Below are 26270 nucleotides of genomic sequence, written 5' to 3'. Positions count from 1 at the left end.
GACCCATGCAGAGCCATGCCTGAACTCAGGTGAACGTATGAACATTCACTCAACATCTCGCGCAGACCACCTCATTGCTCAATTAGGCGACTCTAAGCTGCTCGGCGAAGTATAGCCTCGATTTTAGAGTTTGTGCCATCTCGTCCAGCGCCTGACCAATCTACAAGGTTTAATACGTCATTGTTCATTGTGCGTTGGCGATTTTTCTTTGAAATAGAGGAGTTTATGAAGTCTTCGTATACTACAATTGGCGTCACTGTTACCAAACGCTCACGCGCAATCAACTCCGCCGCAAGAAGAGCTTCCAGCACCTTTATTTCTGCCGTGGCAACGTAAACTGCTGCTGATCTTCCACTATCGGCTGCAACAAAGATGTCTGTTATGTATCCACCTTTGTCGGGGGATATTTCGTGCTTCTCGAATACAGTATAGCCATTTGTGAAGTGCCCCCTTATTGCGTCAAGCAAGTCTTCTTTGAACAAATTTTCAGCCCTCTCTCGGGATTGAAACTCTAGGTCTTGAAGTCTGTTCATAAACGAGAGTAATTCGATTACGCCTTGGCCCGATTGGTCTTCGTCGAACCATTGGCTTGAGAACGTCACGGTGTCTTCATCAAAGTTTATCTCATGTAGCTTTGCTAGCTGACGCACCGTTTCCATTCTGGTGTCTGTCGTAAGATCACCCGCTACGTCTTCTAGGTAAAGAAAGGAAGCGCCACTATCCTCGAAACGTATTTTCGAGGCTTCTTTGCTTGCGTAAAACACTAGTGGTTCATCGCCAAGCCACGTGAAAGGGGAAGTTATTACAAACCCTTTTGGAACTTCTCGTACTCGGAAGCCGTCACAGAATGATTTGCATATTTGTTTTTGAAGGTTCATGCAAAAAGCTCACTTTGTTCAGGCTCTTGAAAGCGAAAGCGGACGGCTGCGTGTTTTACAGCATTTGATAGGTTGATGGTAAAGGCCGTTGTACACTCGATCTCCACGCCTCCGCTCGGATGGTATATCATGTGTTCTCGATCACGCAAATATCCTGTCTCTACGCGTGTCACATCGCCTTTAATGAAGTGACAGTGCCAGTTCTTGTGGGACACGTGGAGATCATGGCTACAGAGCACAGCCATTCCATCGTCTCTCTTGTGGCCGAGATAGGCATAGTATTCTTGAATACGCTCGTTGACGCGGATTAGTATAATGAAATCATTGTCTAACGCTTTGAATTCTATGATGCGCCAATACCATTCTTGACTTTGCTGCATCTTCTTTTTTCGTAGTGGAAACGAAGCTCTTGGGATCGTTCCTCTTTCCCAAGTGCCGTATGAGGTAACTTTTTTGTCAGCTTCTATGATTTCCCTCAGCAGCATTAACTTTCCATTTCTCGCTTCTATAGGCCTTAACAGTATACGTATCTATAAATATTATCTACAAGTTAAGAATCTTTACGGCAGGCGGCGCGACAAAATTCTTGCCAAACGCGAAAACCCTCGCTTTCATTGTTATTAACACAGCCGCTCAGGTCTCTACGCCGCATCGACGCCTGAGGATGTGACAGCACATGACGGGGTAAAGCGGCAGGTTAAATTCTCGATGGAGGTTTCGTTTCTTCTGAATGGAGAGGCCGTGCAGGTCTCGACCCATCCCACTGCGACATTGCTCGATTGGCTGCGCGAAGCGCGGGGTCTGACCGGCACAAAGGAAGGGTGCAACGAAGGCGATTGTGGGGCTTGCAGCGTGGTGGTTCAGGATATTGACGGGGTTCGCGCCGTTAATGCCTGCATTCTATTTTTGCCCCAGATTGATGGCAAAGCCATTCGCACCGTTGAGGGTATTGGTTCTGACACGCTGCACCCGGTCCAAGAGGCCATGATCACGCATCACGGGTCGCAATGCGGCTTTTGCACGCCCGGCTTTATTGCTTCGATGGTCGCAGGCCATGCCAATGGGCGCCGTGATCACGACACGGTTTTGGCGGGCAATTTGTGCCGTTGCACGGGCTATGCCCCGATCATCCGCGCGGCACAAGCGGCTGAAGATGGCGCGCAACCCGCATGGCTTGCGCGTGATGCAGCATGGGTGGCCACGGCACAAAAAAGCATTCATGCCCCGCAAAACAGCGATGAATTGGCCACGCTTTATGCTGCAAAACCTGACGCGTTATTGATTGCGGGGGCCACCGATATTGGCCTTTGGGTCACCAAACAGTTGCGCGATTTTGACGAGGTGATTTTTCTCAACCAATGCGCTGATCTGGCTGATGTGCAGCTGGGCCAAGATGAAATTTGCTTGGGCGCAATGGTTAGCATGGCGCGGGTGCATCAGGTGATGGCGCAGTATCACCCCAGCTATGCCGAGATGATCCGCCGCTATGGGTCAGAGCAGGTTAGAAACGCCGCCACAATCGGCGGGAATATCGCGAACGGCTCGCCCATTGGGGATAACCCGCCCGCATTGATTGCGCTTGGCGCGCGGCTGCATTTGCGCAAGGGCGATGCGCGGCGGGAGATTGCGATTGAAGATTTCTTTATCGACTACGGCCAGCAAGACCGCGCAAGCGGGGAATTTGTCGAAGCCGTCACTTTGCCGAAATCCGCGCCTGATTTGCGGTGTTATAAATTGTCAAAACGCTTTGATCAGGATATTTCCGCCGTTTGCGGTGCGTTCAATGTCGTCGTCAAAAATGGCATTATTCAAGACGCGCGTCTGGCCTTTGGCGGTATGGCAGGAACGCCCAAACTGGCCCGCGCGGCAATGGCCGCGTTGATCGACCAACCTTGGGGCGAGGCCACAATCGCGGCTGCTGCTGCAGCCTTAGTTGATGATTTCACGCCGCTCTCTGATATGCGGGCATCAGCCGCCTATCGGATGGCAGCGGCGCAAGGCATGATGTGGCGCTATTACGCCGAACGCCAAGGCACACCTGTATCTGTGCTGGAGGTGACTCCATGAGCGTTCAAGCCCCCATGGCCCATGACAGCGCGCGCCTGCACGTGACGGGCGCCGCGCGATATGTGGATGATATTCCAACCCCGCAGGGCTGCTTGCATCTGGCCTTTGCCCTGTCGCCCGTGGCGCGTGGGGTGATCCGCGGGCTGGATCTTGCCGCCATGAGGGCTGCACCAGGCGTGGTCGCGGTGCTTGTTGCGGCTGATCTGCCCTTTGCCAATGATGTCAGCCCTTCGGTGCATGACGAACCTTTATTGGCGACAGATCGGGTGCATTACATGGGGCAGCCCGTGGCCTTGGTTGTGGCAGATACTCACCTTGCAGCGCGCAAAGCTGCGCGGCTTTTGCAGATTGAGATTGAGGCAGAGCCACCGATCCTCAGCATTGAGGATGCATTGGCCGCGGAGAGTTATTTTGAGGATGGCCCGCGTGTTTGGGCCAAGGGGAACACAACTGCCGCCCTCGATCAGGCTCAGCGCCGCCTGCAAGGTGAAATCACCATGGGCGGGCAAGAGCATTTCTATCTCGAAGGTCAAGCCGCCTTGGCCCTGCCACAAGAGGGCGGGGATATGGTGATCCATAGCTCGACCCAACACCCGACTGAGATACAGCACAAAGTGGCCGATGCTTTGGGCCTGCCCATGCATGGGGTGCGGGTGGAGTGTCGGCGTATGGGGGGTGGCTTCGGCGGCAAGGAAAGCCAAGGCAACGCATTGGCCGTGGCCTGTGCCGTGGCCGCGCGTCAGATAGGGCGCGCCTGCAAAATGCGCTATGATCGCGATGATGACATGATCATCACGGGCAAACGGCATGATTTTCGAATTGCCTATGATGTGGGCTTTGATGATCAAGGCCAGATCGAAGCGGTGCGGTTCACGCAGATCACGCGGGGCGGTTGGGCGCAGGATTTAACGGCACCCGTGGCAGATCGCGCGATGTTGCACGCGGATAACGCCTATCTTTTGCCCCATGCGGAGATCACTTCGCTGCGGTTAAAGACCAATATGCAATCGGCCACGGCCTTTCGCGGGTTTGGGGGGCCTCAGGGCGTTTTGGGGATTGAACGGGTGATGGATCATATCGCCCATGATTTGGGCCTTGATCCCGCCCTTGTGCGGCGCAGAAATTACTACGCTGCCCCAAAGAGCGCCGCGCGTGCGGGGCTTGCGAACACCACCCCCTATGGGATGGAGGTGCGCGATTTTCTGCTGCATGAGATGACAGATCAATTGCTGTCTGATTGCGATTACGCGGCGCGGCGTGCAGAAATTGCCGCGTGGAATGAAACCTCGCCCATCCTGAAACGCGGCATTGCGTTTTCCCCCGTGAAATTCGGAATTTCCTTCACCCTCACCCATCTCAATCAGGCGGGTGCGCTGGTTCATGTGTATCAAGATGGGTCAATTATGATGAACCATGGCGGCACGGAAATGGGGCAGGGCTTATTCCAAAAATTGGCCCAAGTGGCGGCAAGCCGTTTTGGGGTCGGGGTGGATCAGGTAAAGATCACCGCGACCGACACGGCCAAGGTTCCTAATACTTCGGCCACCGCGGCCTCATCGGGCAGTGATCTGAACGGGATGGCCGTTCTGGCTGCTTGTGATGCCATTCGCACCCGCATGGCCGAGTTTCTGGGCCAAGGGGCAGAGGTGCGGTTTGCCGATGGCCGTGTCATGTGGGGCGACCAAAATATCAGCTTCGCCGAGGCTGTGGCGGCCTGTTATCAGGCCCGCGTGGGTCTGTCGGCTACGGGATTTTACAAAACCCCCGATCTGTCATGGGATCGCGCCGCAGGGCAGGGCAGGCCCTTCTTTTATTTTGCGCATGGTGCCGCCGTGAGTGAGGTGGTCATTGATAGATTGACGGGCGAGAACCGTATTTTGCGCGCCGATATTTTGCATGATGTGGGCGCATCGCTGAACCCCGCGCTTGATCGCGGGCAGGTTGAGGGCGGCTATGTCCAAGGGGCCGGATGGCTTATGACCGAGGAATTGGTCTGGGATGATCGGGGCCATTTGCGCACCCATGCGCCATCCACCTATAAAATTCCTGCCTGCTCAGATCGGCCCGCCATTTTTAACGTGGCGCTTGTGGATGGTGAAAACCCCGAAGCCACGATTTATCGCTCAAAGGCGGTTGGTGAGCCGCCCTTCATGCTGGGCATATCCGCCTTTCTTGCTGTGTCAGACGCGATTTCGGCCTGTGGTGGGGGCTATCCAAATCTGGATGCACCTGCAACGCCCGAGCGTATTTTGCGCGCCATCCAAGGCTTGCAACCATGAGCCTTGATTTGGCATATTTGCGCGCTTGTGCGGCACGGGGGCCGTTTGTGCGGATTTTGATCACGCGCACGGCGGGGTCTGTCCCACGCGAGGCGGGCACATCCATGATCGTTTGGGCCGAAGGTCAAGAGGGCACAATCGGCGGGGGGCGTCTTGAATGGGAGGCTGTGGCAGAGGCCCGCACGATGCTGCCGCAGGGCGGGATCGCGGCGCGGAACTATCCGCTTGGGCCAAATTTGGGTCAATGCTGCGGCGGGTTTGTCAGCGTGGTGTTCGAGGTCTTTGCGAAAGATATTCCAGATAGTTTGCCCTATGCGCGGCCGCTTGGGCCAAATGCGCGTTGGGACGCAAAAATCGCGCGCGCGGTCGCGCGTCTGCACCCATCCCATAGCCCTGCCGTTGTTGGGGATTGGCTGATCGAAACGGGGCCTGCCGCCCCGCATCAGATTTGGATCTGGGGCGCGGGTCATGTAGGGCGGGCTTTGGTGAATGTGCTTGCACCTTTGCCCGATCTGGCCCTGACTTGGGTGGATATCGCGCAGTCGAGATTTCCCGAGGTCATCCCCCCCAATGTCACGCCATTGATCGCGCAGACCCCGCAAGGGGTGGTGCGCCATGCGCCAAAGGCGGCTGATCATATCATCGTGACCCATAGCCATTCCCTCGATCTCGAACTGTGCCATGCCCTGCTTGGTCATGAGTTTGGCAGCGCAGGATTAATCGGGTCGGCCACAAAATGGGCGCGGTTTAAGGGCAGATTATCGGCGCTTGGCCATAACAGCGCACAAATTTCGCGCATATCCTGCCCAATAGGGGATATATCCTTGGGCAAACACCCGCAGGCCATTGCCTTGGGGGTTGCCACAGCCTTGCTGTCTCGGGCAGAAGAGGCGGCACATAAAAACACGGGGGCAATGTGAAGCTTCTTGAATTGCAGGGACTGACCAAAGCCTATCCGGGCGTCATCGCGAATAGCGATGTCAGCTTTGATATCGACAAGGGCCAGATCCACGCCGTGCTTGGCGAAAATGGTGCAGGCAAGTCGACCTTGGTCAAGACCATCTATGGTCTTGTGCGCCCCGATGAGGGGCAGATGCTGCTTGAGGGCGCGCCCTTTGCCCCCAGTGACCCGCGCGCTGCACGCGCCGCAGGCGTGGCGATGGTGTTTCAGCATTTCTCGCTGTTTGACGCGATGAGCGTGGCAGAGAATATTGCGCTTGGTATGGAAAACCCACCCAAGACGCAGGACCTTGCCGCGCAAATTCGGGCTGCATCTGAAAATTATGGGCTGCCACTATCGCCTGATCGAATTGTGGGCGATCTATCTGCGGGCGAGCGGCAGCGGGTCGAGATCATTCGCTGTTTGCTGCAGAATCCCAAGCTTTTGATCATGGATGAGCCAACCAGCGTCCTGACCCCGCAAGAGGTCGATATCCTGTTTGGCACATTGCGTCTCTTGGCGTCTGAAGGGACATCAATCCTCTATATCTCGCACAAACTTGAAGAAATCCGCGCTTTGTGTGAGCACGCCACTGTTTTGCGCCAAGGTAAGGTTGTGGGCACCTTCGACCCGCGCGAAATGAGCAACCGTGACATGGCCGAGATGATGGTGGGCAAGACCCTTGCCACGCCAAAGCGCGCGGCTGTCACGACTGGACAGCCCTTGTTGCAAGTGTCGGGCCTGAGCGCGCCTGCGCCGCACCAATTCGGAACAAGCCTAAAAGAGATCAGCTTTACCCTACACGCGGGCGAGGTCTTGGGGATCGGCGGTGTTGCGGGCAATGGTCAAGATGAATTGGTCGCGGCCCTGTCAGGCGAGATGCGCACACATGCTGATATGATCCAATTAGAGGGTCAGGGCATTGGCGCCGATGGGCCAAATGCCCGCCGCGCCCTTGGCCTTTGTGCCGCGCCAGAGGAACGCAATGGCCACGCCGCCGCCCCTGATATGAACCTTGTAGAAAACGCATTGATGACGGCGAAAACGCGGCTTTCTTTGTTGAAAAACGGGTTTATTGATTGGCCGCGCAGTCGGGCCTTCGCCCAAGAGGTGATCGCGCGTTTTGATGTGCGCACCCCAAGCCCCGAAACTGCCGCGCGTGCGCTATCGGGCGGGAATTTGCAGAAATTCGTAATCGGGCGCGAGATCAGCCAAAACCCGCGCGTTTTGGTGATCAACCAACCCACATGGGGCGTTGATGCAGCTGCCGCAGCCGCGATACGTCAGGCTTTGCTGGATTTGGCCAGTGCAGGATCAGCGGTGCTTGTGATCTCGCAAGACCTTGAGGAGGTTTTGGAAATCACTGACCGCTTCGCGGCATTGAACGAAGGCACCTTGTCACAAGCGGTGCCAACATCGGGGCTGACCATGGAGAAAATCGGGTTGATGCTCGGTGGTGCGCATGATCTGGAGGTGGCCCATGCTTAGGCTTGAGAAACGGCCACAGCCTTCGCGCGGGTGGACATATGGCGCGCCCGTCTTGGCGGTGATTTTGACCATCATTCTCGGCATGGGTCTGTTTGCGATTTTGGGCAAAGACCCATTGATCGCGATCAAGACGATTTTCTGGGATCCAATCTTCGGCCCCTTTGCGCATTTTTACCGCCCCGAGATTGTCAAGAAAGCTGCCCCTTTGGTGCTGATCGCCGTGGGGCTGTCCTTTGGGTTTCGGGCGGGAATTTGGAATATCGGTGCCGAAGGTCAGTATATTATCGGCGCCATTTGTGGGGCAGGGGTGGCCTTGGCCTTTTACCCGATGGAGGCGCGCTGGTTGATCTTTCCGCTGATGATCGTTGCGGGCCTCTTGGGGGGGCTTCTTTGGGCGATGATCCCTGCGATTTTACGGGTGGTGTTCAAGACCAACGAAATCCTTGTATCGCTGATGCTGGTCTATGTGGCCGAAGTTTTGATCAAGGCCTTTTCCATTGGCCTTTTGCGCAACCCCGAGGGGTTTGGCATGCCTGGTAGCCGTAATTTGCGGCAATACCCATCGGCCGCCAATTTGGATTTGATCCCCAACACAGGCTTTCATTGGGGGGCTTTAGCGGCGCTGATGGCCGTGGTGGGGGCCTATATCCTCTTCACCCGACATCAGTTTGGCTTCAACGTGCGCCTTGCAGGGCAAAGCCCGCGGGCGGCGGGATTTGCAGGGGTCAATGCTAATCGCCTTGTGATCTTATGTATGGGTATATCGGGCGCGCTTGCGGGACTTGCAGGATTGTTTGAGGTGGCTGGGCCATCGGGGCAAATCCTTGGTTCTTTCCCCGCCTTTTACGGGTTTACCGCAATTATCGTGGCCTTTTTGGGGCGCTTGCATCCTGTGGGCATTCTTTTTGCGGGGCTGATCATGGCGCTGACCTATATCGGTGGACAGGCGGCCGAGGCACAGTTGAACCTGCCTGCAGCGGCAATTTTGACCTTTCAGGGCATGTTGCTCTTTTGCCTTTTGGCTGTGGATGTGCTGACCAATTATCGTTTCAAATTCGGCCAAGGGGAGGTGCGCTGATGGATATCAATCCAATCCTGCTTTTGGCCGCGCTGATGGTGGCCTCAACGCCGATCTTGCTTGCGGCAATCGGTGAATTGGTGGTCGAGCGCGCGGGCGTCCTGAACCTTGGGGTTGAGGGGATGATGATTGTCGGTGCGGTTTGCGGCTATATTGCGGGCCATTCAAGCGGCAACCCCTATTTCGGATTTGTCGGGGCGGCCTGTGCGGGGGCAGTCGTTTCCTTGGTCTTTGCCGTCTTGACCCAATTTCTTTTGACCAATCAGGTCGCCACAGGTTTGGGCCTGACGATGTTCGGCTTGGGCCTGTCATCGCTGATCGGGCAAGATGCGGTTGGATCACCTGATTTGACGGTGGCGAAGCTGTCTTTCCCCATTTTGTCCGATATTCCGGTTTTGGGGCCGATCCTGTTTCGCCATGATCTGATGGTCTATCTGAGCATTGCCATCGTGGCGGGGGTTTGGGCGTTTTTGAAATATAGCCGTGCGGGCCTGATCCTGCGCGCTGTTGGTGAGAATCACGAAGCCGCGCATGCGCTAGGGTATAATGTGCGCCGTGTGCGCGTTCTTGCGATTGTATTTGGTGGGGCCTGTGCAGGGCTTGCAGGCGCCTATATCAGCCTTGTCCGCGTGCCCCAATGGATTGACGGGATCACGGCAGGCGCAGGCTGGATTGCTTTGGCCATTGTGGTTTTCGCCTCTTGGAAGCCATGGCGCTTGATTGCAGGTGCCTATCTTTTTGGCGGTGTTACTGTTCTTCAGCTTAATTTGCAGGCAGAAGGCTTGAAAATTCCTGTCGAATATCTGTCAATGGCCCCATACCTTGCGACCATCATCGTCCTTGTGATGATACGCGCAGGACGGGCGCCTGCCTCATTGGGCAAACCCTTTCACCCCTCGTCTTGAGGGTTTCAGCAACGACCAGAGCCTGATCTCTGGTAAACCGGGAGAGTAATTATGAAACGCAGAACACTACTTGCGACTGGTGCGGGTGCCGCCCTCGCCGCAGCAATGGGCATGCCCGCGCGCGCGCAGGACAAGACCAAAGTCGGCTTTATCTATGTTGGCCCGATCAATGATGGCGGCTGGACACAGCACCACCATCATTCCGCAATGGAAATGGTCGAGCATTTTGGCGATGCGGTTGAATTTGTCTATCAAGAGAGCGTCCCAGAAGGCCCCGATGCCGAGCGTGCGATCACCCAAATGGCTTTGGGTGGTGCGGATATTATCTTTACCACATCCTTCGGCTTCATGGATCCAACCGTGAATGTGGCGGCGAATTTCCCTGATGTGAAGTTCGAACACGCAACAGGCTATAAGCAGGCGGATAACGTGTCTGTCTATTCCGCGCGCTTCTACGAAGGTCGCGCGATCCAAGGCACATTGGCGGGTCGTGTCACCACCACCAACAAGATTGGCTATATCGCGTCTGTGCCAATTCCTGAGGTGATCCGTGGCATCAACTCGGCCTATATCCACGCCAAAAAGGTCAACCCTGATGTGGAATTCAAGATCATCTGGATCTTTGAATGGCTGAACCCCGCGAAAGAAGCAGATGCGGCCAAGGCATTGATTGAACAGGGCTGTGACGTTGTTCTGCAGCACACCGACTCGACCGCGCCGCATCAGGCCGCGCGTGAGGCAGGTGGCGTTTACACCTTTGGTCAGGCGGCCGATATGGCGGAATATGGTCCGATGCCCCGTATTTCTTCGATCATCGATAACTGGGCGCCCTATTACATCGACCGCGTGCAGGCCGTGATTGATGGCACATGGTCATCCGTGAACACATGGGATGGCATCAGCACGGGCATGGTTGGCATTGGTGAGATTTCCGATGTCGTGCCCGCAGATGTAAAGGCCGAGGCCGAGGCGCTGCGCGATGCAATCGCGGCGGGCGAATATCATCCGTTCACAGGGCCGATCAACAAGCAAGATGGCAGCCCATGGTTGGCTGAGGGCGAGACCGCGTCCGATGGCGACCTTGCGGGTATGTTCTTCTATGTCGAAGGGGTCGAGGGCGATATCCCGTCCTGATCCCAACCCTTATTGGGCGTGAAAGTGGGCGCATCTGCGCCCACTTTTTCTTTGCGGTGGGTTATAGTGCCTGATCTCCCTTTAGGCGTAGAAGCTCCACCAATGCAGCATCGCGGCGCGCGCGCAAATCTGCGCCTCCCATGCTCGCCAATTCCGCTTCGACACCTGCAACCAATTTCGCCTTGAGTGCCTCGGTCAGTTCGGGATGACCAAGGTCTTTCCATCGCGCCTCTTGCGTGGGGCCAAGATGGTCAAGATACGCGCGATAGCCGCCCGCGCCACCGCCCAAGTGATAGGTGAGATGTGGCCCCATCAAGGCCCATCTCAGACCTGGCCCATTGGCAATGGCGCGATCAATATCGGCGACATCCGCAATTCCTTCGGCCACAAGATTGACCGCTTCGCGATAGAGTGCTGCGGTCAGGCGGTTGGCGATGTGGCCTTGCACCTCGCGCTTTGCACGAATGGGCACGCGGTGCAGTGCATGATAATGCGCTTCGGCTTGATCCATTGCGTCTGGTGCGGTGAGGCGGCCTGCGACCAGTTCAACCATCGGTATCAGATGCGGCGGGTTCATTGGGTGCGCGACCAAGATGCGCTCAGGATGTTTGGCGCCCTGCTGTAGATCACTGGCCATGAGTGACGAGGTGCTTGACGCAATCACGACCTCGGGCCCGACCTGCGCCTCGATTTGACGGATCACCTCGTGCTTGACTGCGATCCGCTCTGGCGCATTCTCTTGGACAAATCTGGCCCCTTTGAGGGCCGCATAATCTGGGCTGACATCAGGCGCAGTCGGAGATTGCGCTAACCCCAATGCTGCGAGGTTCGGCCATGCATGGGCCAAGAAGGTCGCAAGATGCTGATTGCAGTCAGGATCACGGTCGATAATGACCACCTTATGCCCCAGTGATGAGGCCAAAGCGGCCCAACTTAGACCGATCAAACCACCCCCAACAATTCCAATTTGGTCTAAATCCGACATATATGAAGCCTTTTAGGTATTTTTATTATGCGTTAACAATTTCAAATACTTGCCTTACATCCCCCGCAAGATGAAATAATGATAACTTAACCCCCTACGACATCTAGTAGTCATTGACTGTTGCGCGTGGATTTGATTCCATAGCATTGCCCATAAGGAGTGATTGATCATGAAAAAACTATCTGTTGCAGTTTGCATCACAGCGCTTGTTGCTCTGTCGGCGTGCTCTTCGCAGCCCGTTGCAGCGCCAATCGAAGCGCCTGCGGCAAACAAAGTTCCAGGCTGAGGTTTGCCTCGGATTTCCCCATCACCCGCCACGAGCAGGTGATGGGGCATCTTTCAGTTACCCATTCATCGCGCGGGTAAGTTCTGAAATCTCTACAGCGCGATGTTCCTTCATCGAAATTTGTGCAGCCATTCCCATAATGACGGCCATGTAGCCATCATTCAGGCTGACTTCGGGTGCTTGGCTTTTCCCGCGCACCAAATCTAAGAATTTCTGATGCTGATAAAAGGTTGATCCATTATGGTCGCCTGCGGCCAATAGGGTCGGGTCGACAGGGATGTCGCGGGCGATAGGCCCTTTGGGGTCTCGTGGGCTTTCAATCAATTGCGGGATTGGGGCCTCGCCCAAATGATCGGGCCAGAACCGACCGGGGCCGGGCACATAGGCCTCAATCTTGCCTTTAGGGCCAGTGGCGCAGACCTCTTCTTGATAGCGGCTGCCTTCAGCGAACATGCACAGTTCGAGCAGCGCCCGCGCACCACTGGCGAAATCCACGATGACAAACCCATTATCGAGGATATCTGGCGTCTCGCCGTCATAGGCCTCGTCTCGGTGGTTCACATCCATCCCGCCCGAGGCCAACACCCGCACGGGTTCCGATTTCAAGGCGAGGCGCATCAGGTCAAAGAAATGGCAGCATTTCTCAACAAATGTTCCGCCCGTATAGCGGTTAAAGCGGTTCCAATCGCCAACCTTTTGAAGGAAAGGAAAGCGATGCTCGCGCAAAGACAGCATCTTGATCCCGCCTGTGGCCCCTTCGGCGGCCTCAAGGAAGGCGGTGATTGGCGGCATATAACGATATTCCATCGCGACCCAAATAGGCGCGGGATAGCTGTCACGGATCTCGCGCAGGCTGTCTTGTTGCGCGGGATCCGTAAAGAGCGGCTTTTCCACGAGGACGGGCAGGGGGCGATGTTTTGCGAGATATGTTAACTGCTCGACATGGCGGAAATTCGGGCTGGCGATCAGGTAACAGTCGAGATCAGGATGGGCCACCAGTGCCTCAAGGCTATCGTAAAGCGTGGCCTTCGGTGCAAGGGCCAGTGATTTCGCAGCCATACCCGCATCGGGCTCGAAAATCGCGGCCACCTCCGCCCCGTCTAGCAGGGCGATATTTTGCAGATGTTCTTGGCCCATCATACCGCAACCGATGATGCCGTAGCGTGTGATTTGAGACATTTGTCCTCTCTACTTTAGACGCTGCACATAATGTGCACGCGTGTGGTCAATCCAATTTCGGGAATATTCAATGATGCCCTGACCGTCTGCATGGCTGTAACGCTCGACAAAGGGGGCGGGGCTTGTGGCTGGGCGCGCGAACTCGGGCGGCGCCCAATCGGGGATGGGGGCGATGCTGACATAATCCTCAGCCTGAAGAATCCGCAGGCCCAATTGCACACGATAGGTCAGATACAACGAATCAGACAGCTTTTCGGCCTCCAATCGGCCCGCAGCCCCGTCTAGCCAGATCTCCTCCACCGCCACTGGCAGAGAATTGAGGAACCTCAAACGGCGGATTCGCGTGGCATGCGAGGCCGTGCCAAAACTGGGCAGATCGGCGGGTTTCGCAATATAGTCCACCGCCAGAACTTGCGCGCTTGGCAGCCCGCCGCCTGTGCGAAGTTCGAGGCGAAACATCGAGTAAATCGAACTGATCTGCGCGCTTGATTGCACGTAATTTCCAGAACCCTGCACGCGGCGCAAAAGACCTTTTTCTTCTAGAATATCTAGGGATTTTCGCAATGTGCGCACCGTAGTTTGATACTGCGCAGCCAGCGTGCGTTCGGGCGGCAGGCGGCTGCCATCGGGCAGACGTCCCGCTGCGATTTCGCGGATCAAGACCTCGCTTAATTGTATGTAAAGCGGCAGCGCCGATGAGGCGGGTCTGCGGTCGATTTGATCGCGCATCGAAGCGGCCTTTCGAAAAAATTGATACACTATTGATCCAGATCAAGGACACGGCTAATTTCGGGGAAAGTCAAGCGGCAGCGATGACGATTTAGATCAACGCGCCGTAGGGAGGGGAGAAGAGATTTGAGCGTGGTTCCCATCACATCTGCCGATCTAGATGCCGCCGAAGTGTCGTGGTTTGCTGCGCTTTGCTCGGATGATTATCAATTCTTGGGCGTGCCAGATGGGGCGTTGCGCTCATCTTTTGCGCATTGCTCGGATATTGTGAAAACCGCTGAAAACCACGGCTTTCGCAATGTGCTGTGCCCCTCGTCCTATCAGGTGGGACAAGATACGCTCAGCTTCGTTGCAGGCTGTGCGCCGATCACCTCCAAGATTAACCTGCTAGCGGCTGTGCGCTGTGGCGAGATGCAGCCCATTATGTTGGCGCGCACCATCGCGACACTCGATCACATGCTGGAAGGCCGCCTGACTGTTAACATCATCTCTTCGGATTTTCCTGGTGAGGTGGCCGACAGTTCATTTCGCTATCAGCGTTCGCGCGAGGTTGTGGAAATCCTGAAACAGGCATGGACGCAGGACGAGATCAATTACAAAGGCGAAGTTTATAACTTTGAAGGCCTGACCACAGATCCCGCGCGCCCCTATCAAAAGGGCGGGCCGCTGCTGTATTTTGGGGGCTACTCGCCTGATGCGCTTGAGCTTTGCGGTCAGCATTGTGACGTCTATCTCATGTGGCCTGAACGCGAGGAAGAGTTGCGCGGACGGATGCAGGCCGTGAATGCCGTGGCTGAACGTTATAACCGCACGCTTGATTACGGTCTGCGCGTCCATGTGATTGTGCGCGACACCGAGGCCGAAGCGCGCGAATATGCCGAATATATCGTTTCAAAACTTGACAAGGATCAGGGGGACGCGATCCGCAATCGCGCGCTTGATGCCAAATCCCTTGGGGTGAGCCACCAGTCGAAAAACCGCGAGATTGCGGATGATGCGGGGTATATTGAACCCCATCTTTGGACGGGTGTTGGTCGCGCGCGGTCTGGCTGTGGGGCGGCGCTTGTTGGCTCTACCGATCAGGTTTTGTCACGGCTTGAGGATTACCAAAAAATGGGCATCCGCGCCTTTATTCTTTCGGGGTATCCGCACAAAGACGAGGCAGAGCATTTTGGCAGTCGCGTGTTACCGCAGATGAAAACTTGCTCTTTGCCCCATGAATATGGCCGCGTGCCCGCTACATTGCCGAATACACCCCTAGGCGGAGGCGTTCGCAAATGACCAAAACACCCCCCACCATGCCCCGCGTCCAAATCGCCGAGGGCCTGAGTTTTAGCCGTCTTGTCTACGGGATGTGGCGGCTTGGCGATGACACGGATACCTCCACCGATCATGTCATCGCAAAAATCGAAACCTGCCTTGCCCAAGGGATAACAACCTTTGATCAGGCGGATATTTATGGCGCTTACACCGCTGAGGCCATTTTGGGTGCAGCATTGCGCGCGCGGCCCGATCTGCGGGCCAAAATGGAAATCGTCACAAAATGCGATATCGTGGCCCCGATTGGCCGCTATTCTGACGCGCCTGTGAAATATTACGACACATCCGCAGCTCATATCACGCAATCTGTTGATACCTCATTGCGCGAGATGGGGATTGATCAGATTGATCTGTTACTCATCCACCGCCCCGATCCTTTGATGGATCACCACGAGACGGGGGCCTGCCTTGATGGATTGATCAAATCGGGCAAGATCCGCGCAGCGGGTGTGTCGAATTTCCGCCCTTGGGATTGGGAGTTGCTGCAATCTGCGATGAGCGCGAAATTGGTGACCAACCAAATTGAGCTGTCGCTGTCTCATATCGCGCCCTTCACAAATGGGGATTTGAGTTTCCATCAACGCCACGCACAGCCCGTCATGGCGTGGTCGCCTTTGGGGGGTGGTGCGCTGATGACGACACGCGAGGGGCTGTTAGCCACGCGTCTTGACGCCATTGCGGCAGAGCAGGGCGTGGATCGTGCGGCTGTTGCTGTGGCGTTCCTCTTGGCCCATCCTTCGACAATCTTGCCTGTGCTTGGCACCAATGCGTTGCCGCGCATTGCCACTATTTCAGACGCGCTGCGCGTGCGTCTTGATCGGCGCGATTGGTTCTCGCTTTACGAGGCCGCACTTGGTCACGAGGTCGCCTGATGGATCAGAAGATGCGCCGCCACCCCCTCAGCAGCTTTGTGCCTGACCCTGCAAACCCGCGCGCCTTTCGCACTGCGCTTGGGTGTTTTGCAACGGGTGTGACCATTGTCACAGTCGCAAGCGATGAGGGGCCGGTGGCCATCACGGCGAATAGTTTTACATCCGTGTCGCTCGATCCTGCATTGGTCTTGTGGTCGATTGATCGCGCTTCGCGCCGTTACCCCTATTTCGGTGCGGCCCCTGCCTATGCCATTCATGTTTTGGGGGCGGATCAAGAAGATCTTTGCTGGCGCATCGCGCGCGATGCAAAGGGGCTTGGGCCTGATGATTTTGATATGAATGCCGAAGGTGTGCCCGTGCTGCATGACTGTCTTGCGCGGTTTGAATGCACAGCTTGGGCCAATTACGCGGGCGGTGACCATGATATCATGGTCGGCCAAGTGCAGCGTGCGGGCTATCGCGATTTGGGTGGGTCGCTGGGATTTTTCCGCGGCAAGCTTGGCACGTTCACCGTGAGGGAGACAGAGCCCGCATAACTAAGTTACCCCGATCAAAAGGGGGAAAGTGAGACGACCAAAACCAACGGGAATGTTTAAGGGAGGAATTACATGACCGCTAAGTTTACCAGCACTGCACTTGCAGCACTTATGGTTGCAAGCGCAGCCCCCGCTTTCGCGGATGAAATTACGTTTTTGTGCTATCAAGACGGCAATGAATGCGATGTGATCGGCGAAATGCTGCCCGAATTCACCGCTGCCACAGGCCATACTGTTAACATGGAAACCGTTGCCTATGACGTGATCCGTGATCAGTTGGAAAACCAGTTGCAAACGGATGCGGCCCCTGATGTCGCGCGCGTGACCAATTTGGGCGGCTTGAACCAGTATTACCTTGATCTCGCGCCCTATGTCGATCGTGGCGCATGGGAAGCCGCCTATGGCGCGACCCTGCCGTGGTTCCGCGCACCAGGTGCGGGGGATGATGGGATTTACGGGTGGATGACCCAGCTGACTGTGACAGGCCCCTATGTCAACGTCTCGCTCTTTGAAGATGCAGGCGTGGATATGCCAGGGGATGGCGCAACATGGGACGATTGGGCAACGGCCTTGGCCGAAGTTCAGGCCGTAACAGGCGTGACTGCAGGCTTGGCAATGGATCGCACGGCGCATCGTATGGCGGGCCCTGCGTTTTCCTATGGCGCGCGCTTCTTTGATGATGCGGGCAACCCGATCCTCGTGGATGAAGGGTTCCGTGACTTTGCAGAAACATTTGTGGGTTGGCACGCCTCAGGCCTGATGCCTGCCGAAGGTTGGCCTGCGGGTGAGGGCACGCAATACCGCAACGCTGCACCGCTGTTCCAATCGGGCGAAGCTGTGATGCACATGTCGGGCTCGTGGATGATCAATTCCTACTCGGAAAACATCACCGATTTCGAATGGCGCGCGGTTCCAGCGCCATGTGGCGTAGGTGGCTGTGGCGCAATGCCAGGGGGTGCCGCGATCACGGCGTTCAAATCGACCGATGCACCTGAAGCAGCTGCGGCCTTTATCGATTTCCTCGCTTCTGAGGAAAATGCAGCCCGCTTTGCATCTGCAACCCGCAACATCACCGCGCATCAGGGCCTTCAGGCTTCGGGTGTTGATTATGGTGATGCATCCCCCGCGGTTGCGGCTGCGCTGTCTGTCTTTGCGGCAAATGCTGGCAAGGCAGCAGAAACGACACCACAGGCTTACACCTTCCAAGGTTACGCCAAGAATTTCGTAATCTATGGTGTTGTGCCTGACTACCTGACCAAAGCGATCACAGGCGAAATGAGCCTTGATGATGCTTTGGCCGCGATTGATGCGGATGTTGCCGCACAAATTGCCCAGTAAGTGAACCAAAGGACGACCCTGCAATGATTGACGCCTTCATCGCCGCATTTGCAGGGTCACCTTGGCCGCTCTATCTGGCCCTCTACTTGGCCGTGGGGTGGGTGTTGATCCGCCCCACTGGCCCAATTACGGGGCAATTGGCCTCGATTATGGGATGGCCGATTGAGATGACACAGCGCCTCGCAGGCGCGACTGGTCTGCCCTATTTGTTCCTTTTGCCCAATATGTTGGTCTTTGGCCTGTTCACCTTTGCCCCGATGTTTATCAATTTGGGGTTCGCGGTGACCGAAGGCCAATCCATTCTCTTTGATGAGCGTGCCTTTGCAGGTCTTGATAACCTGCGCCGTCTTGTGGCCGAAACACAGATTGACACCGGCGCCGCCAATCTTGAGGACGACAAATTTTTCTCGGCCGTCTACGACACGGCGATCTTCGTGATTTTCCAAGTGCCCGTTATGATCCTTGTTGCGCTGTTATCTGCGCTTGCGCTGAACCGCCAAATCATCGCGCGCGGCTTTTGGCGGGCGGTGTTTTTCTACCCTGTGATGTTGTCGCCCGTGGTGGTCGGCTTTTTGTGGAGTTTGATCCTCAAGCGTCAAGGCGTGTTGAGCCAAAGCCTGATCATGTGGGGCTGGATTGAGGAGCCGATCCAATGGCTGACCGATCCGTCATGGACGATGTTTTGGTCTGTCTTTGTCTACACTTGGGCGCATCTTGGCTTCTATATGCTGATCCTGCTTGCAGGGCTGCAGGCAATCCCGCGCGATGTGTACGAGGCCGCTGAAATGGATGGCACATCCGCCTTTCGGCAATTGACCCGCATCACCATCCCGCTGCTTGCGCCGACCCTGTTGGTGGTCACGGTTCTGTCGCTGATCAAAGCCTTTCAAGCATTTGAGGAACTCTATGCCATGTCGGTGCGGTGGTCTTCGCTTGTAGCCTATATTTTTGAAACATCAGGTCTGCGGGGGCAGGCCACAGCCAATGGTCTGGGGGTTGCGGCGATGGCATCGCTGATTGTGGCTGCGGTTTTGATTATGCTGTCGTTGTTGCAGGTTTGGCTCTCATCGCGGGGGGCGCGGCAATGAGTGGGGCATGGGCATTTCTGACCCGCAAGGCAGGCGGGCCACGTGCGAATTGGTTGGATTACCTCACCTATGCCTATCTCTTGCTTGGCGTGATTGTGATCCTCGTGCCTGTGCTGTGGCTGGGGCTGAATTCGTTGAAATCTTCGGCGCAGTTGGAACGCCAAGACCTATCGCTTTTGCCTGCCCCTTATAAACAGGTGGCGCGCGCCACAGTCACAGGGCCAGAGGGTAAGCGCATTTTCTACATCAGTGATCTGCCCTATTGGGTTTTGGATTGGTCGGATCTGCCCGATACGCAAAAGGCACGACACGATTTATCCGCCTTCTTGGCAGGGTATGAGGGGGATGCGCATTATGCCTTGCGGGCGCATTTGGGCCTTTTGCCTGAGATGACGCGTGACTTGGTTGCACGGGAAAACCTGCCTGATTGGATTTTGCGCTACGTGTCCATGTCGGCGCAGGCACGCAGTGAATATGATGTTGCGGCCATCATCGCGGGGCTTGGCCCCGAAGATCAGCGACTTCTGTCGGAATTTTTATCGCTTGATCCTTACGAGCCATCTGCCATTTCCGTTCAGATTTTGGCCCGCGCCCCTGATCCAGTTACAGGCATTGAGACACTGTTTGGGGTGTCGCGCATCAACCCCACGCGCGACACAACGCCCGCGCGCTATGTTGATAACCGCAGCGCGGAGGTGGTTCAGCTTGCCACGGCCACCATTCGCACAGAGCGCAGCTTTGCCCCCAGTTGGGAAAACTACACCGATCCCCTTTTGGGGCGTGCCTTTGGCGTAAACGTGAATTTTGCGACCTGCTTTACCAATTCGGTTTTGGTCACGGCCATAGCCACGGCTCTGACCTTGCTCATCAATTCGATGGCGGCCTTTGCGTTGGCGAAATATAAATTCCGTGGCCAAGTTTTGTTCTTTGTGATCATCTTGGCCACGCTGATGGTGCCCCCCACCATTACGCTTGTGGGCTTGTTCAAGGCAATCAATGCCACGGGCCTGTCAGGGTCGATCTGGGGCGTTATCATTCCAGGGGCGGCCACCCCAACGGGGGTGTTTTTGCTTCGCCAATATATGCTGTCGATCCCCGATGAGTTGATCGAGGCAGCGCGCATGGATGCGGCGAGCGAATGGAAGGTCTATTGGCGTATCATTTTGCCTTTGGCCTTGCCCGCGATTGCGGCCTTGGCGATCCTATCGGTGATCTGGCGTTGGAATGATCTGATCTTGCCGATGGTGGCCATCGCGACCACCAAAGAGGCCTATACAATTCAACTTTGCCTGCTTGAATTCCGTGGCGAGCATCTCAGCCAAGAGCATTTCCGCCTCGCTATGACCATGGTCAGCCTCGTGCCTGCGACCTTGGTCTTTGTGTTCTTGCAGAAATACATCACCACGGGCATTGCCAATACGGGATTGAAATAGTGAGTGACCTACAGCTGAAATCAGTGATCAAGCGCTACGGCTCGGTCGAAGTGATCCATGGCATTGATCTTGAGATCAAGTCAGGCGAGTTTTGCGTCTTTGTTGGCCCATCTGGCTGCGGAAAATCCACGCTGCTGCGGATGATTTCGGGGCTTGAGGGGATCACGGGCGGGGATGTCGTGATCGATGGGGCCGTGGTCAACCATGTGCCCGCGGCACAGCGTGAATTGGCGATGGTGTTTCAATCCTATGCGCTTTACCCGCATATGTCGGTGCGCGGAAACCTGTCTTTCGGGCTTGAGAACCTCAAAATGCCGAAAGCCGAAATTTCCCGCCGCGTGGAGGAGGCCGCGCGTATGCTCCGCATTGAGGCGTATCTGAACCGCCGTCCTGGTCAATTGTCAGGCGGTCAGCGTCAGCGGGTTGCCATTGGCCGCGCGGTTGTGCGCGAGCCAAAGATTTTCCTTTTTGACGAGCCGCTGTCCAATCTTGACGCTGAGCTGCGCGTGACGATGCGCCGCGAGATTGGCAACCTCCATCGCCGCCTTGGGAACACGATGATCTATGTGACCCATGATCAGGTCGAGGCGATGACAATGGCCGATAAAATCGCGGTTTTGCGCGATGGCAGGCTGGAACAATTCGGAACCCCATTAGAACTGTTCAACAATCCAGATAATCGCTTTGTTGCGGGCTTTATTGGGTCGCCTGCGATGAATTTCCTGAAGGGCAAAATCGCCGAAGGTGGGGTGGCTTTGGCCGCTGGGGGGCACATTCCCCTTGGGCCGCGCAGCGGTGTCGGTCAAGGCGATGCAATCGAATTGGGCATCCGCCCACGTGACATTAGCATTGCCAAAACAGGCGGCGTGAAGGGCGAAGTGACCGAAGTCGAACAATTGGGCAGCGAAAGCTATATCTTCGTCACCCTGCCGTCAGAGGAGCCGCTGGTGATCCACCAAGCGGGTCAGACTGATATCGCCATTGGCCAAACAGTTGCCGTCAAACTTGCCCCTGAGGCCGTTCACATCTTCCGTGCCGATACAGGGCGCGTGTGTCGGTGACCCTGCGCAACGCTGACATCCTCTCTGGCCTTCAGCGCATTGGGCCAGGGTTGCTGATGGCGCTTTTGGTGGCGATGGCTGCGCAATTCCTGTCGGATCATTACGGCGCGCCTGTGATGCTGATGGCGATTTTGCTCGGCATCCCATTTCATTTCCTCTCGCAAGAGCCGCGTATGGCCGCAGGCATTCAATTTGCAGGCCGCACCGTTCTGCGCATTGGGGTGGCGCTGCTTGGCCTTCGCATCAGCGCGCAATTGTTGGAAGGCATTGGCGTGGCCGAAGCGATCATGCTGGCGATGGCGGTCGTCACCACGATTGGCGCGGGAATTTGGCTGGCCCCGCGGTTTGGCAGATCGGGCTATTTTGGGTTTCTCGCGGGTGGCTCTGTTGCCATTTGTGGCGCCTCTGCGGCGCTTGCCATTTCAGCGTTACTGCCAAAACGGCATGTGGCCGAAGATGATGTCACCTTTACTGTGGTGGGGGTAACGGTTCTCTCAAGTGTCGCGATGATCATCTATCCGATGATCGTCACCTCGCTTGGTCTGTCGACCCATATGGCAGGGATATTCTTAGGCGGCACCATTCACGATGTGGCCCAAGTTGTGGGGGCGGGCTATTCCATCTCGGATGAGACGGGGGATCTTTCCACCTTGGTCAAATTGTTTCGCGTGATGATGTTGGCCCCCGTGATTTTGGTGGCGTCTATGATCCTGCGCAAAGCTCATCTTGAGGCGGGCGAGGGCGGGAACGCCCCGCCACTCATCCCTGCGTTCGTGGCGGGGTTCATCGCATTGGCCGTTCTGGGCACGATGCAGCTTGTGCCGCCGATGATCACAGAGGGCGTTAACCTTGTCTCGCGAAGCTGCCTTGTGGTGGCCGTTGCTGCCGTTGGGATGAAAACCTCGTTGCAGGCATTTGCATCAGTTGGGCGCAGCGCCTTGGCGTTGTTGATCACCCTAACGCTGCTAATTGCAGCTTTGGTTGCCATTGGCCTCGCGGTCTTGGCCTAGGCCTGACGTGCTGTCAGATTCCGATTCTCAGATCCGAGAGAGTGTCTGTGCATCTTGCGCGGTGCCCCCAACAGATTGTGACAAAAATCGCGCCACTGCGCCCGATGCGCGCCAATTGTTTCCAGTTTTGGGGCTTTGCCCAAGTTTTTTATAAATATTTTCAAATAATTGGCGGGTATGTCTTAAGTTCTGCGCAATTTTTAGAAATTTTTTAATTGTGGCGGGTGTTTCTACAATCCTGTCCCATCTTGGCCAAATTCCCCCCCTAAACCTGTGACCATTACGAGCATTACTTGCATCAGCAAGGCTAAAACAGGACTGGGAACAATGTCGAAAACCGATATTTCAAAGCTAAGCGAGATTGCGGGCTTTATTGGGGCCTGCCTTGTCGACAGCGAGACAGGAATGATGTTGGCCGCCGTTGGCGGTGGCGCGAAATTTGACCTAGAGGCGGCAGGCGCTGCCAATACCGAGGTGGTGCGGGCAAAATTGGCCGCAATGGAGCAGATCGGTCTGAATGATCAGATCGAAGATATGCTCATCACCTTGGGCACCCAATACCATCTCATCCGCCCGCTCAAGGATAGCCCAAGTGTCTTTCTATATGTGGCCTTGGAAAAGAAATCGGCAAATCTGGGTATGGCGCGTCTCAATGTGAAGGCGGTGGAAAGTGGTTTGGCCATCTAAGGCCTATGGTGGGCGCATCTGACAGATGCGCCACGCATTTTGGTTTCGCAATGGTAGAGATGAAGACGGGTTTAGGTGATGGAGCGCGATAGCACCCCAAGATTGGATCGAACGGCCTTTCAGGCGCTGCAAGCCCAATGGGACTTGATCAGCCAGTTTGACTCTGTGTTCCATTCGATTCTAGAGCCAGATGTTGAATTCGTGCGCGACACGATCGACCGCTGCCTTGAGAAAATCGCGGCTTTCGAGCCAAATGTGAGCATTATCGGTCAGGTTAAGGCGGGTAAATCCACTCTTCTAAACGCGATGGTGGGCAAGCCCGATTTTCTACCTGTGGATGTGAATCCATGGACATCGGTGATCACGGGGCTGCATTTTAACTGCCGCCGCCGCCCGCCGCAAACCCGCGCGCTGTTCCGCTTTTTTGATCAATATGAATGGGATCGTCTCATTGAGACGGGCGGAAAACTGGGCGAGATGGCCAATCGCGCAGGATATGCGCAAGAGGCCGAAGATGTGCGTCTTCAGGTGCTTGAGATGCGCGCTGCAACAGAAGCGCGGCTTGGGGGCGCGTTTCAACGTCTGCTCGGTCAAAGCCACGCTTTCGCCGAATTTGATCAAGATATGATCAATCGCTACATCTGCTATGGCGATCCCGATGATCTGGGCGATGGCGGACAGGATGGATTTTACGCCGATATCACCAAATCGGCGGATCTTCATATCGAAGATCCAAATTTCCCGACCAATCTTTGCTTTCGCGACACGCCGGGGGTCAATGACACTTTCATGATGCGTGAACAAACCACGCTGAACGCGATTGGTGAAAGCCGCGCTTGTATCGTGGTTCTGTCGGCACATCAGGCCCTCAGCACAATGGATATGGCCCTGTTGCGGATCATCTGCGCGATTGATGCACGTGAGGTCGTCATTTTTGTAAACCGCATGGATGAATTGGCCGACCCATTGGCCGAAGAGACAAAAATACGCGCAAGCATCACCAAGACCCTTGAGCGTTTCGGACTTGGGACAGAGATCGAGATCCTGTTTGGGTCGGGATATTGGGCCCAAGCCGCGCGTTCGGCGCAGCCGCAAAATATGTTACCTGCTGCCCAGAAATCGCTGCGGGCTTGGGCCGATGCTGCGGGACGTAGTATCACAAATGAGGCCGATTTGCGCCGCGTGGCCTATGAGGCAAGCGGTCTGCATCAGTTGTTATCCGCCGTGGCGGGGCGTATTGCAGATGGCCCTGGCGCAAGGATGGTTGAGGAATTGCGCGCCGAGGCGCGCAATATCGTCTCGATGATGGAGACTGTGCAAACCATTGGTGCAAAATCGGGCGCGGATCATGATGTTGCCGCGATCAAGCAGCGCCTTGACCGCATCAGGGATACAGCACTCAGTCGCCATCAGCAAAACTTAGAACAGACCCGCGAAGACCTCGAAGCGCGCCTGCGCCGCGCGCAAGAGGCCTTTGTCGAAAGCGCGCTTTCTGCCTTGTCCTCTCATGTTGCGATTTACGGCGAAGCTGAAACATGGACGCATGAGCCAATGAGCCTGCGGATGTCGATGCGATCGGCCTATTTATCAGCATGCAAAAGCCTTGATCGCAAGGCGCAAGCCCTACTGGTCGAGGGGGCCGCGGCAGTGCAGGACATTTTGGATGTCGATCTGGCCGTGGTCGGTGTGGATTTGCCCGATGATCAGGTCTTTTTTCCCATCATTCGCCCGCCTTCCAGCTTGTCTGCCACGCTTTCGCTTGATCTCAGTCAAGCCTGGTGGCAGCGGTTTTGGAAATTTGGCGCGGCCGCACGATTGCGCAAGAAATATGCGGATGTGATTTTGGCCGAAACAGACCCGCTGATTGAGCAGGTTTTAACGCAGCATTTTGATCAGCGCGCGGCAGAAGTGTTGGAGGTGATCCAAGATTATCTCAATGATCGTGCGCGCTATATCACTGCGATTTTGGATCAAAAAACGCCTGCAACCAAGCAGACGAGGGATGTGGCATGATGCAAGAAACACGCAAACCGCGCCTTCTAATGGCGGGTGAATTTAGCGCAGGCAAAACCCAATTGATCAACGGGTTGCTTGGGGTTGATTTGCTGCCTGCAAACGTGACCTCAACCTCTTTGCCGCCCATTTGGCTAAGTGCCGATCACGCGGCCGATCTTGTTATCGGCGCAGATGGGACAAGGCAGCCGCTTGGCGATTTGAGCCATGTCCCTGTCGAGGGGACGTTATGCTGTCAGATGCGCTATGCAGCCCCCATTCTGGACTATGTGGATTTAATTGATACGCCCGGAAATTCTGATCCAAATATTGATGCGGCCTCATGGATGCGAATGCTAGATGCGGCCGATATGGTGATCTGGTGCACCAATGCGGTGCAAGCATGGCGTCAATCCGAAAAGGCGGTCTGGCAACATATGCCCGCGCGTTTGCGCGCTAACGCCACCTTGGTGGTCACCCATGCAGATAGATTGCAGGATAGCAAAACGGCAGATCGCCTGATGCGCCGCGTCTTGCGCGAGGCTGAGGGGTTCTTTGACCATCACATTCTTGCCTCTTTGATGGTTGAAAGTGATTTGGATTTTATCGCCAATCATGTGGTCAACCAATCTGAAACCATCGCGCGCACGGGCAGCGAGCTTACGATCCGCGCAGCAGCCCATCCTTCAGTGGCACCAAGCGCGGCAGCGGCACCGCGCCGCGTGATGGTGCGTGCTGTGCGCCAGTTGCGCACCGCCCCCCCTGAGCCCGCGGGCGACCCAGCGACCAATGTGGTGCCGCTGTTTGAGGGCAGTTCCCCAAAAACGCGGGCCGAAGAAATTTGGGCTGAGTTGGTCAAAAGCAGCCCCCCCGTATCGCCAGAGGACTGGCAAGCGATGATGTCAAAATATATGCGCGCCGTGGATGCGGAGCTTGGGCCAATGGCCGATGGCACCCCGCCGCGTCATCTGAGCATCACATAATC

23 protein-coding genes are annotated in these 26270 nt (G+C 55.9%); 18 read left to right on the top strand and 5 right to left on the bottom strand.

The window, feature by feature from the left end; genetic code table 11:
* Window positions 1-92 precede the first annotated feature (92 nt).
* Both RYZ18_RS05185 and RYZ18_RS05180 read right to left on the bottom strand, forming a co-directional pair.
* Entirely contained in the window at window positions 93-878 is a 786-nt protein-coding gene (locus RYZ18_RS05185) for a DUF1828 domain-containing protein (protein ID WP_317655317.1), read from the bottom strand.
* Window positions 875-1363 carry a hypothetical protein gene (locus tag RYZ18_RS05180; RefSeq protein ID WP_317655316.1) on the bottom strand — a complete coding sequence of 163 codons (489 nt, stop codon included), beginning with the start codon at window positions 1361-1363 and terminating at the stop codon, window positions 875-877. Before RYZ18_RS05180 ends, RYZ18_RS05185 begins: the two co-directional genes overlap by 4 nt.
* A gap of 223 nt (window positions 1364-1586) precedes the next feature.
* Between RYZ18_RS05180 and xdhA the strand changes: the two genes are divergently transcribed.
* From xdhA to RYZ18_RS05145, 7 genes are read left to right on the top strand one after another with little or no spacing between them, the layout of a single operon-like run.
* The gene (gene xdhA, locus RYZ18_RS05175) at window positions 1587-2945 is read left to right on the top strand and encodes a xanthine dehydrogenase small subunit (protein ID WP_317655827.1); all 1359 of its coding nucleotides are present in this window, start codon (window positions 1587-1589) and stop codon (window positions 2943-2945) included.
* Window positions 2942-5224 (top strand): xanthine dehydrogenase molybdopterin binding subunit, encoded by a 2283-nt coding sequence (gene xdhB, locus RYZ18_RS05170; RefSeq protein WP_317655315.1) that lies wholly within the window; start codon window positions 2942-2944, stop codon window positions 5222-5224. The genes xdhA and xdhB overlap by 4 nt, the downstream gene beginning before the upstream one ends.
* Window positions 5221-6144: a xanthine dehydrogenase accessory protein XdhC gene (gene xdhC / locus RYZ18_RS05165; protein WP_317655314.1), complete on the top strand. Its 924-nt coding sequence runs from the start codon at window positions 5221-5223 to the stop codon at window positions 6142-6144. Before xdhB ends, xdhC begins: the two co-directional genes overlap by 4 nt.
* Window positions 6141-7652 carry an ABC transporter ATP-binding protein gene (locus tag RYZ18_RS05160; protein WP_317655312.1) on the top strand — a complete coding sequence of 504 codons (1512 nt, stop codon included), beginning with the start codon at window positions 6141-6143 and terminating at the stop codon, window positions 7650-7652. Before xdhC ends, RYZ18_RS05160 begins: the two co-directional genes overlap by 4 nt.
* Window positions 7645-8730, top strand: a complete 1086-nt coding sequence (locus RYZ18_RS05155; RefSeq protein ID WP_317655311.1) for an ABC transporter permease — start codon at window positions 7645-7647, stop codon at window positions 8728-8730. Before RYZ18_RS05160 ends, RYZ18_RS05155 begins: the two co-directional genes overlap by 8 nt.
* Entirely contained in the window at window positions 8730-9635 is a 906-nt protein-coding gene (locus RYZ18_RS05150; protein ID WP_317655310.1) for an ABC transporter permease, read from the top strand. Before RYZ18_RS05155 ends, RYZ18_RS05150 begins: the two co-directional genes overlap by 1 nt.
* A 51-nt stretch (window positions 9636-9686) precedes the next feature.
* Window positions 9687-10769 (top strand): BMP family ABC transporter substrate-binding protein, encoded by a 1083-nt coding sequence (locus tag RYZ18_RS05145; protein WP_317655309.1) that lies wholly within the window; start codon window positions 9687-9689, stop codon window positions 10767-10769.
* 61 nt (window positions 10770-10830) lie between these two features.
* Here the strand turns inward: RYZ18_RS05145 and RYZ18_RS05140 are convergent, their stop codons facing one another.
* From RYZ18_RS05140 to RYZ18_RS05130, 3 genes are all read right to left on the bottom strand, one after another.
* Window positions 10831-11754 (bottom strand): 3-hydroxyacyl-CoA dehydrogenase NAD-binding domain-containing protein, encoded by a 924-nt coding sequence (locus RYZ18_RS05140; protein WP_317655308.1) that lies wholly within the window; start codon window positions 11752-11754, stop codon window positions 10831-10833.
* A gap of 343 nt (window positions 11755-12097) precedes the next feature.
* Window positions 12098-13219: a Gfo/Idh/MocA family protein gene (locus tag RYZ18_RS05135; protein WP_317655306.1), complete on the bottom strand. Its 1122-nt coding sequence runs from the start codon at window positions 13217-13219 to the stop codon at window positions 12098-12100.
* Between the two features lie 9 nt (window positions 13220-13228).
* A complete protein-coding gene (locus RYZ18_RS05130; protein ID WP_317655305.1) occupies window positions 13229-13948 on the bottom strand; it encodes a GntR family transcriptional regulator in 720 nt (239 codons plus the stop codon).
* Between the two features lie 126 nt (window positions 13949-14074).
* On the opposite strand from RYZ18_RS05130, the gene RYZ18_RS05125 reads away from it, so the two are divergent.
* The 11 genes from RYZ18_RS05125 (at window position 14075) to RYZ18_RS05075 (ending at window position 26268) form a co-directional block, all read left to right on the top strand.
* The gene (locus RYZ18_RS05125) at window positions 14075-15229 is read left to right on the top strand and encodes an LLM class flavin-dependent oxidoreductase (RefSeq protein ID WP_317655304.1); all 1155 of its coding nucleotides are present in this window, start codon (window positions 14075-14077) and stop codon (window positions 15227-15229) included.
* Window positions 15230-15246: 17 nt separating this feature from the next.
* Window positions 15247-16140, top strand: a complete 894-nt coding sequence (locus RYZ18_RS05120; RefSeq protein ID WP_317655825.1) for an aldo/keto reductase family oxidoreductase — start codon at window positions 15247-15249, stop codon at window positions 16138-16140.
* 11 nt (window positions 16141-16151) lie between these two features.
* Complete coding sequence (locus tag RYZ18_RS05115; protein ID WP_317655303.1) at window positions 16152-16676, top strand: flavin reductase family protein; 525 nt, start codon at window positions 16152-16154, stop codon at window positions 16674-16676.
* A 72-nt stretch (window positions 16677-16748) separates the two neighbouring features.
* A complete protein-coding gene (locus RYZ18_RS05110; protein WP_317655301.1) occupies window positions 16749-18014 on the top strand; it encodes an ABC transporter substrate-binding protein in 1266 nt (421 codons plus the stop codon).
* Between the two features lie 23 nt (window positions 18015-18037).
* The gene (locus RYZ18_RS05105) at window positions 18038-19102 is read left to right on the top strand and encodes a carbohydrate ABC transporter permease (RefSeq protein ID WP_317655300.1); all 1065 of its coding nucleotides are present in this window, start codon (window positions 18038-18040) and stop codon (window positions 19100-19102) included.
* Entirely contained in the window at window positions 19099-20535 is a 1437-nt protein-coding gene (locus RYZ18_RS05100; protein WP_317655299.1) for a carbohydrate ABC transporter permease, read from the top strand. The genes RYZ18_RS05105 and RYZ18_RS05100 overlap by 4 nt, the downstream gene beginning before the upstream one ends.
* Window positions 20535-21596 carry a sn-glycerol-3-phosphate ABC transporter ATP-binding protein UgpC gene (locus RYZ18_RS05095; protein WP_317655297.1) on the top strand — a complete coding sequence of 354 codons (1062 nt, stop codon included), beginning with the start codon at window positions 20535-20537 and terminating at the stop codon, window positions 21594-21596. The genes RYZ18_RS05100 and RYZ18_RS05095 overlap by 1 nt, the downstream gene beginning before the upstream one ends.
* Complete coding sequence (locus RYZ18_RS05090; protein ID WP_317655295.1) at window positions 21593-22606, top strand: YeiH family protein; 1014 nt, start codon at window positions 21593-21595, stop codon at window positions 22604-22606. Before RYZ18_RS05095 ends, RYZ18_RS05090 begins: the two co-directional genes overlap by 4 nt.
* Window positions 22607-22933: 327 nt before the next feature.
* Complete coding sequence (locus RYZ18_RS05085) at window positions 22934-23293, top strand: roadblock/LC7 domain-containing protein (RefSeq protein ID WP_317655294.1); 360 nt, start codon at window positions 22934-22936, stop codon at window positions 23291-23293.
* A gap of 78 nt (window positions 23294-23371) precedes the next feature.
* Window positions 23372-25306 carry a dynamin family protein gene (locus RYZ18_RS05080; protein ID WP_317655293.1) on the top strand — a complete coding sequence of 645 codons (1935 nt, stop codon included), beginning with the start codon at window positions 23372-23374 and terminating at the stop codon, window positions 25304-25306.
* Window positions 25303-26268 carry a hypothetical protein gene (locus RYZ18_RS05075; RefSeq protein ID WP_317655292.1) on the top strand — a complete coding sequence of 322 codons (966 nt, stop codon included), beginning with the start codon at window positions 25303-25305 and terminating at the stop codon, window positions 26266-26268. The genes RYZ18_RS05080 and RYZ18_RS05075 overlap by 4 nt, the downstream gene beginning before the upstream one ends.
* Window positions 26269-26270 lie beyond the last annotated feature (2 nt).

Origin of the sequence: Roseovarius sp. 10 (assembly GCF_033100315.1) — a bacterium.
In the GTDB taxonomy this organism is placed as follows: domain Bacteria; phylum Pseudomonadota; class Alphaproteobacteria; order Rhodobacterales; family Rhodobacteraceae; genus M30B80.
The sequence above is the reverse complement of the archived record's forward strand: the minus strand, read 5'-3'. Positions and strand labels throughout refer to the sequence as shown.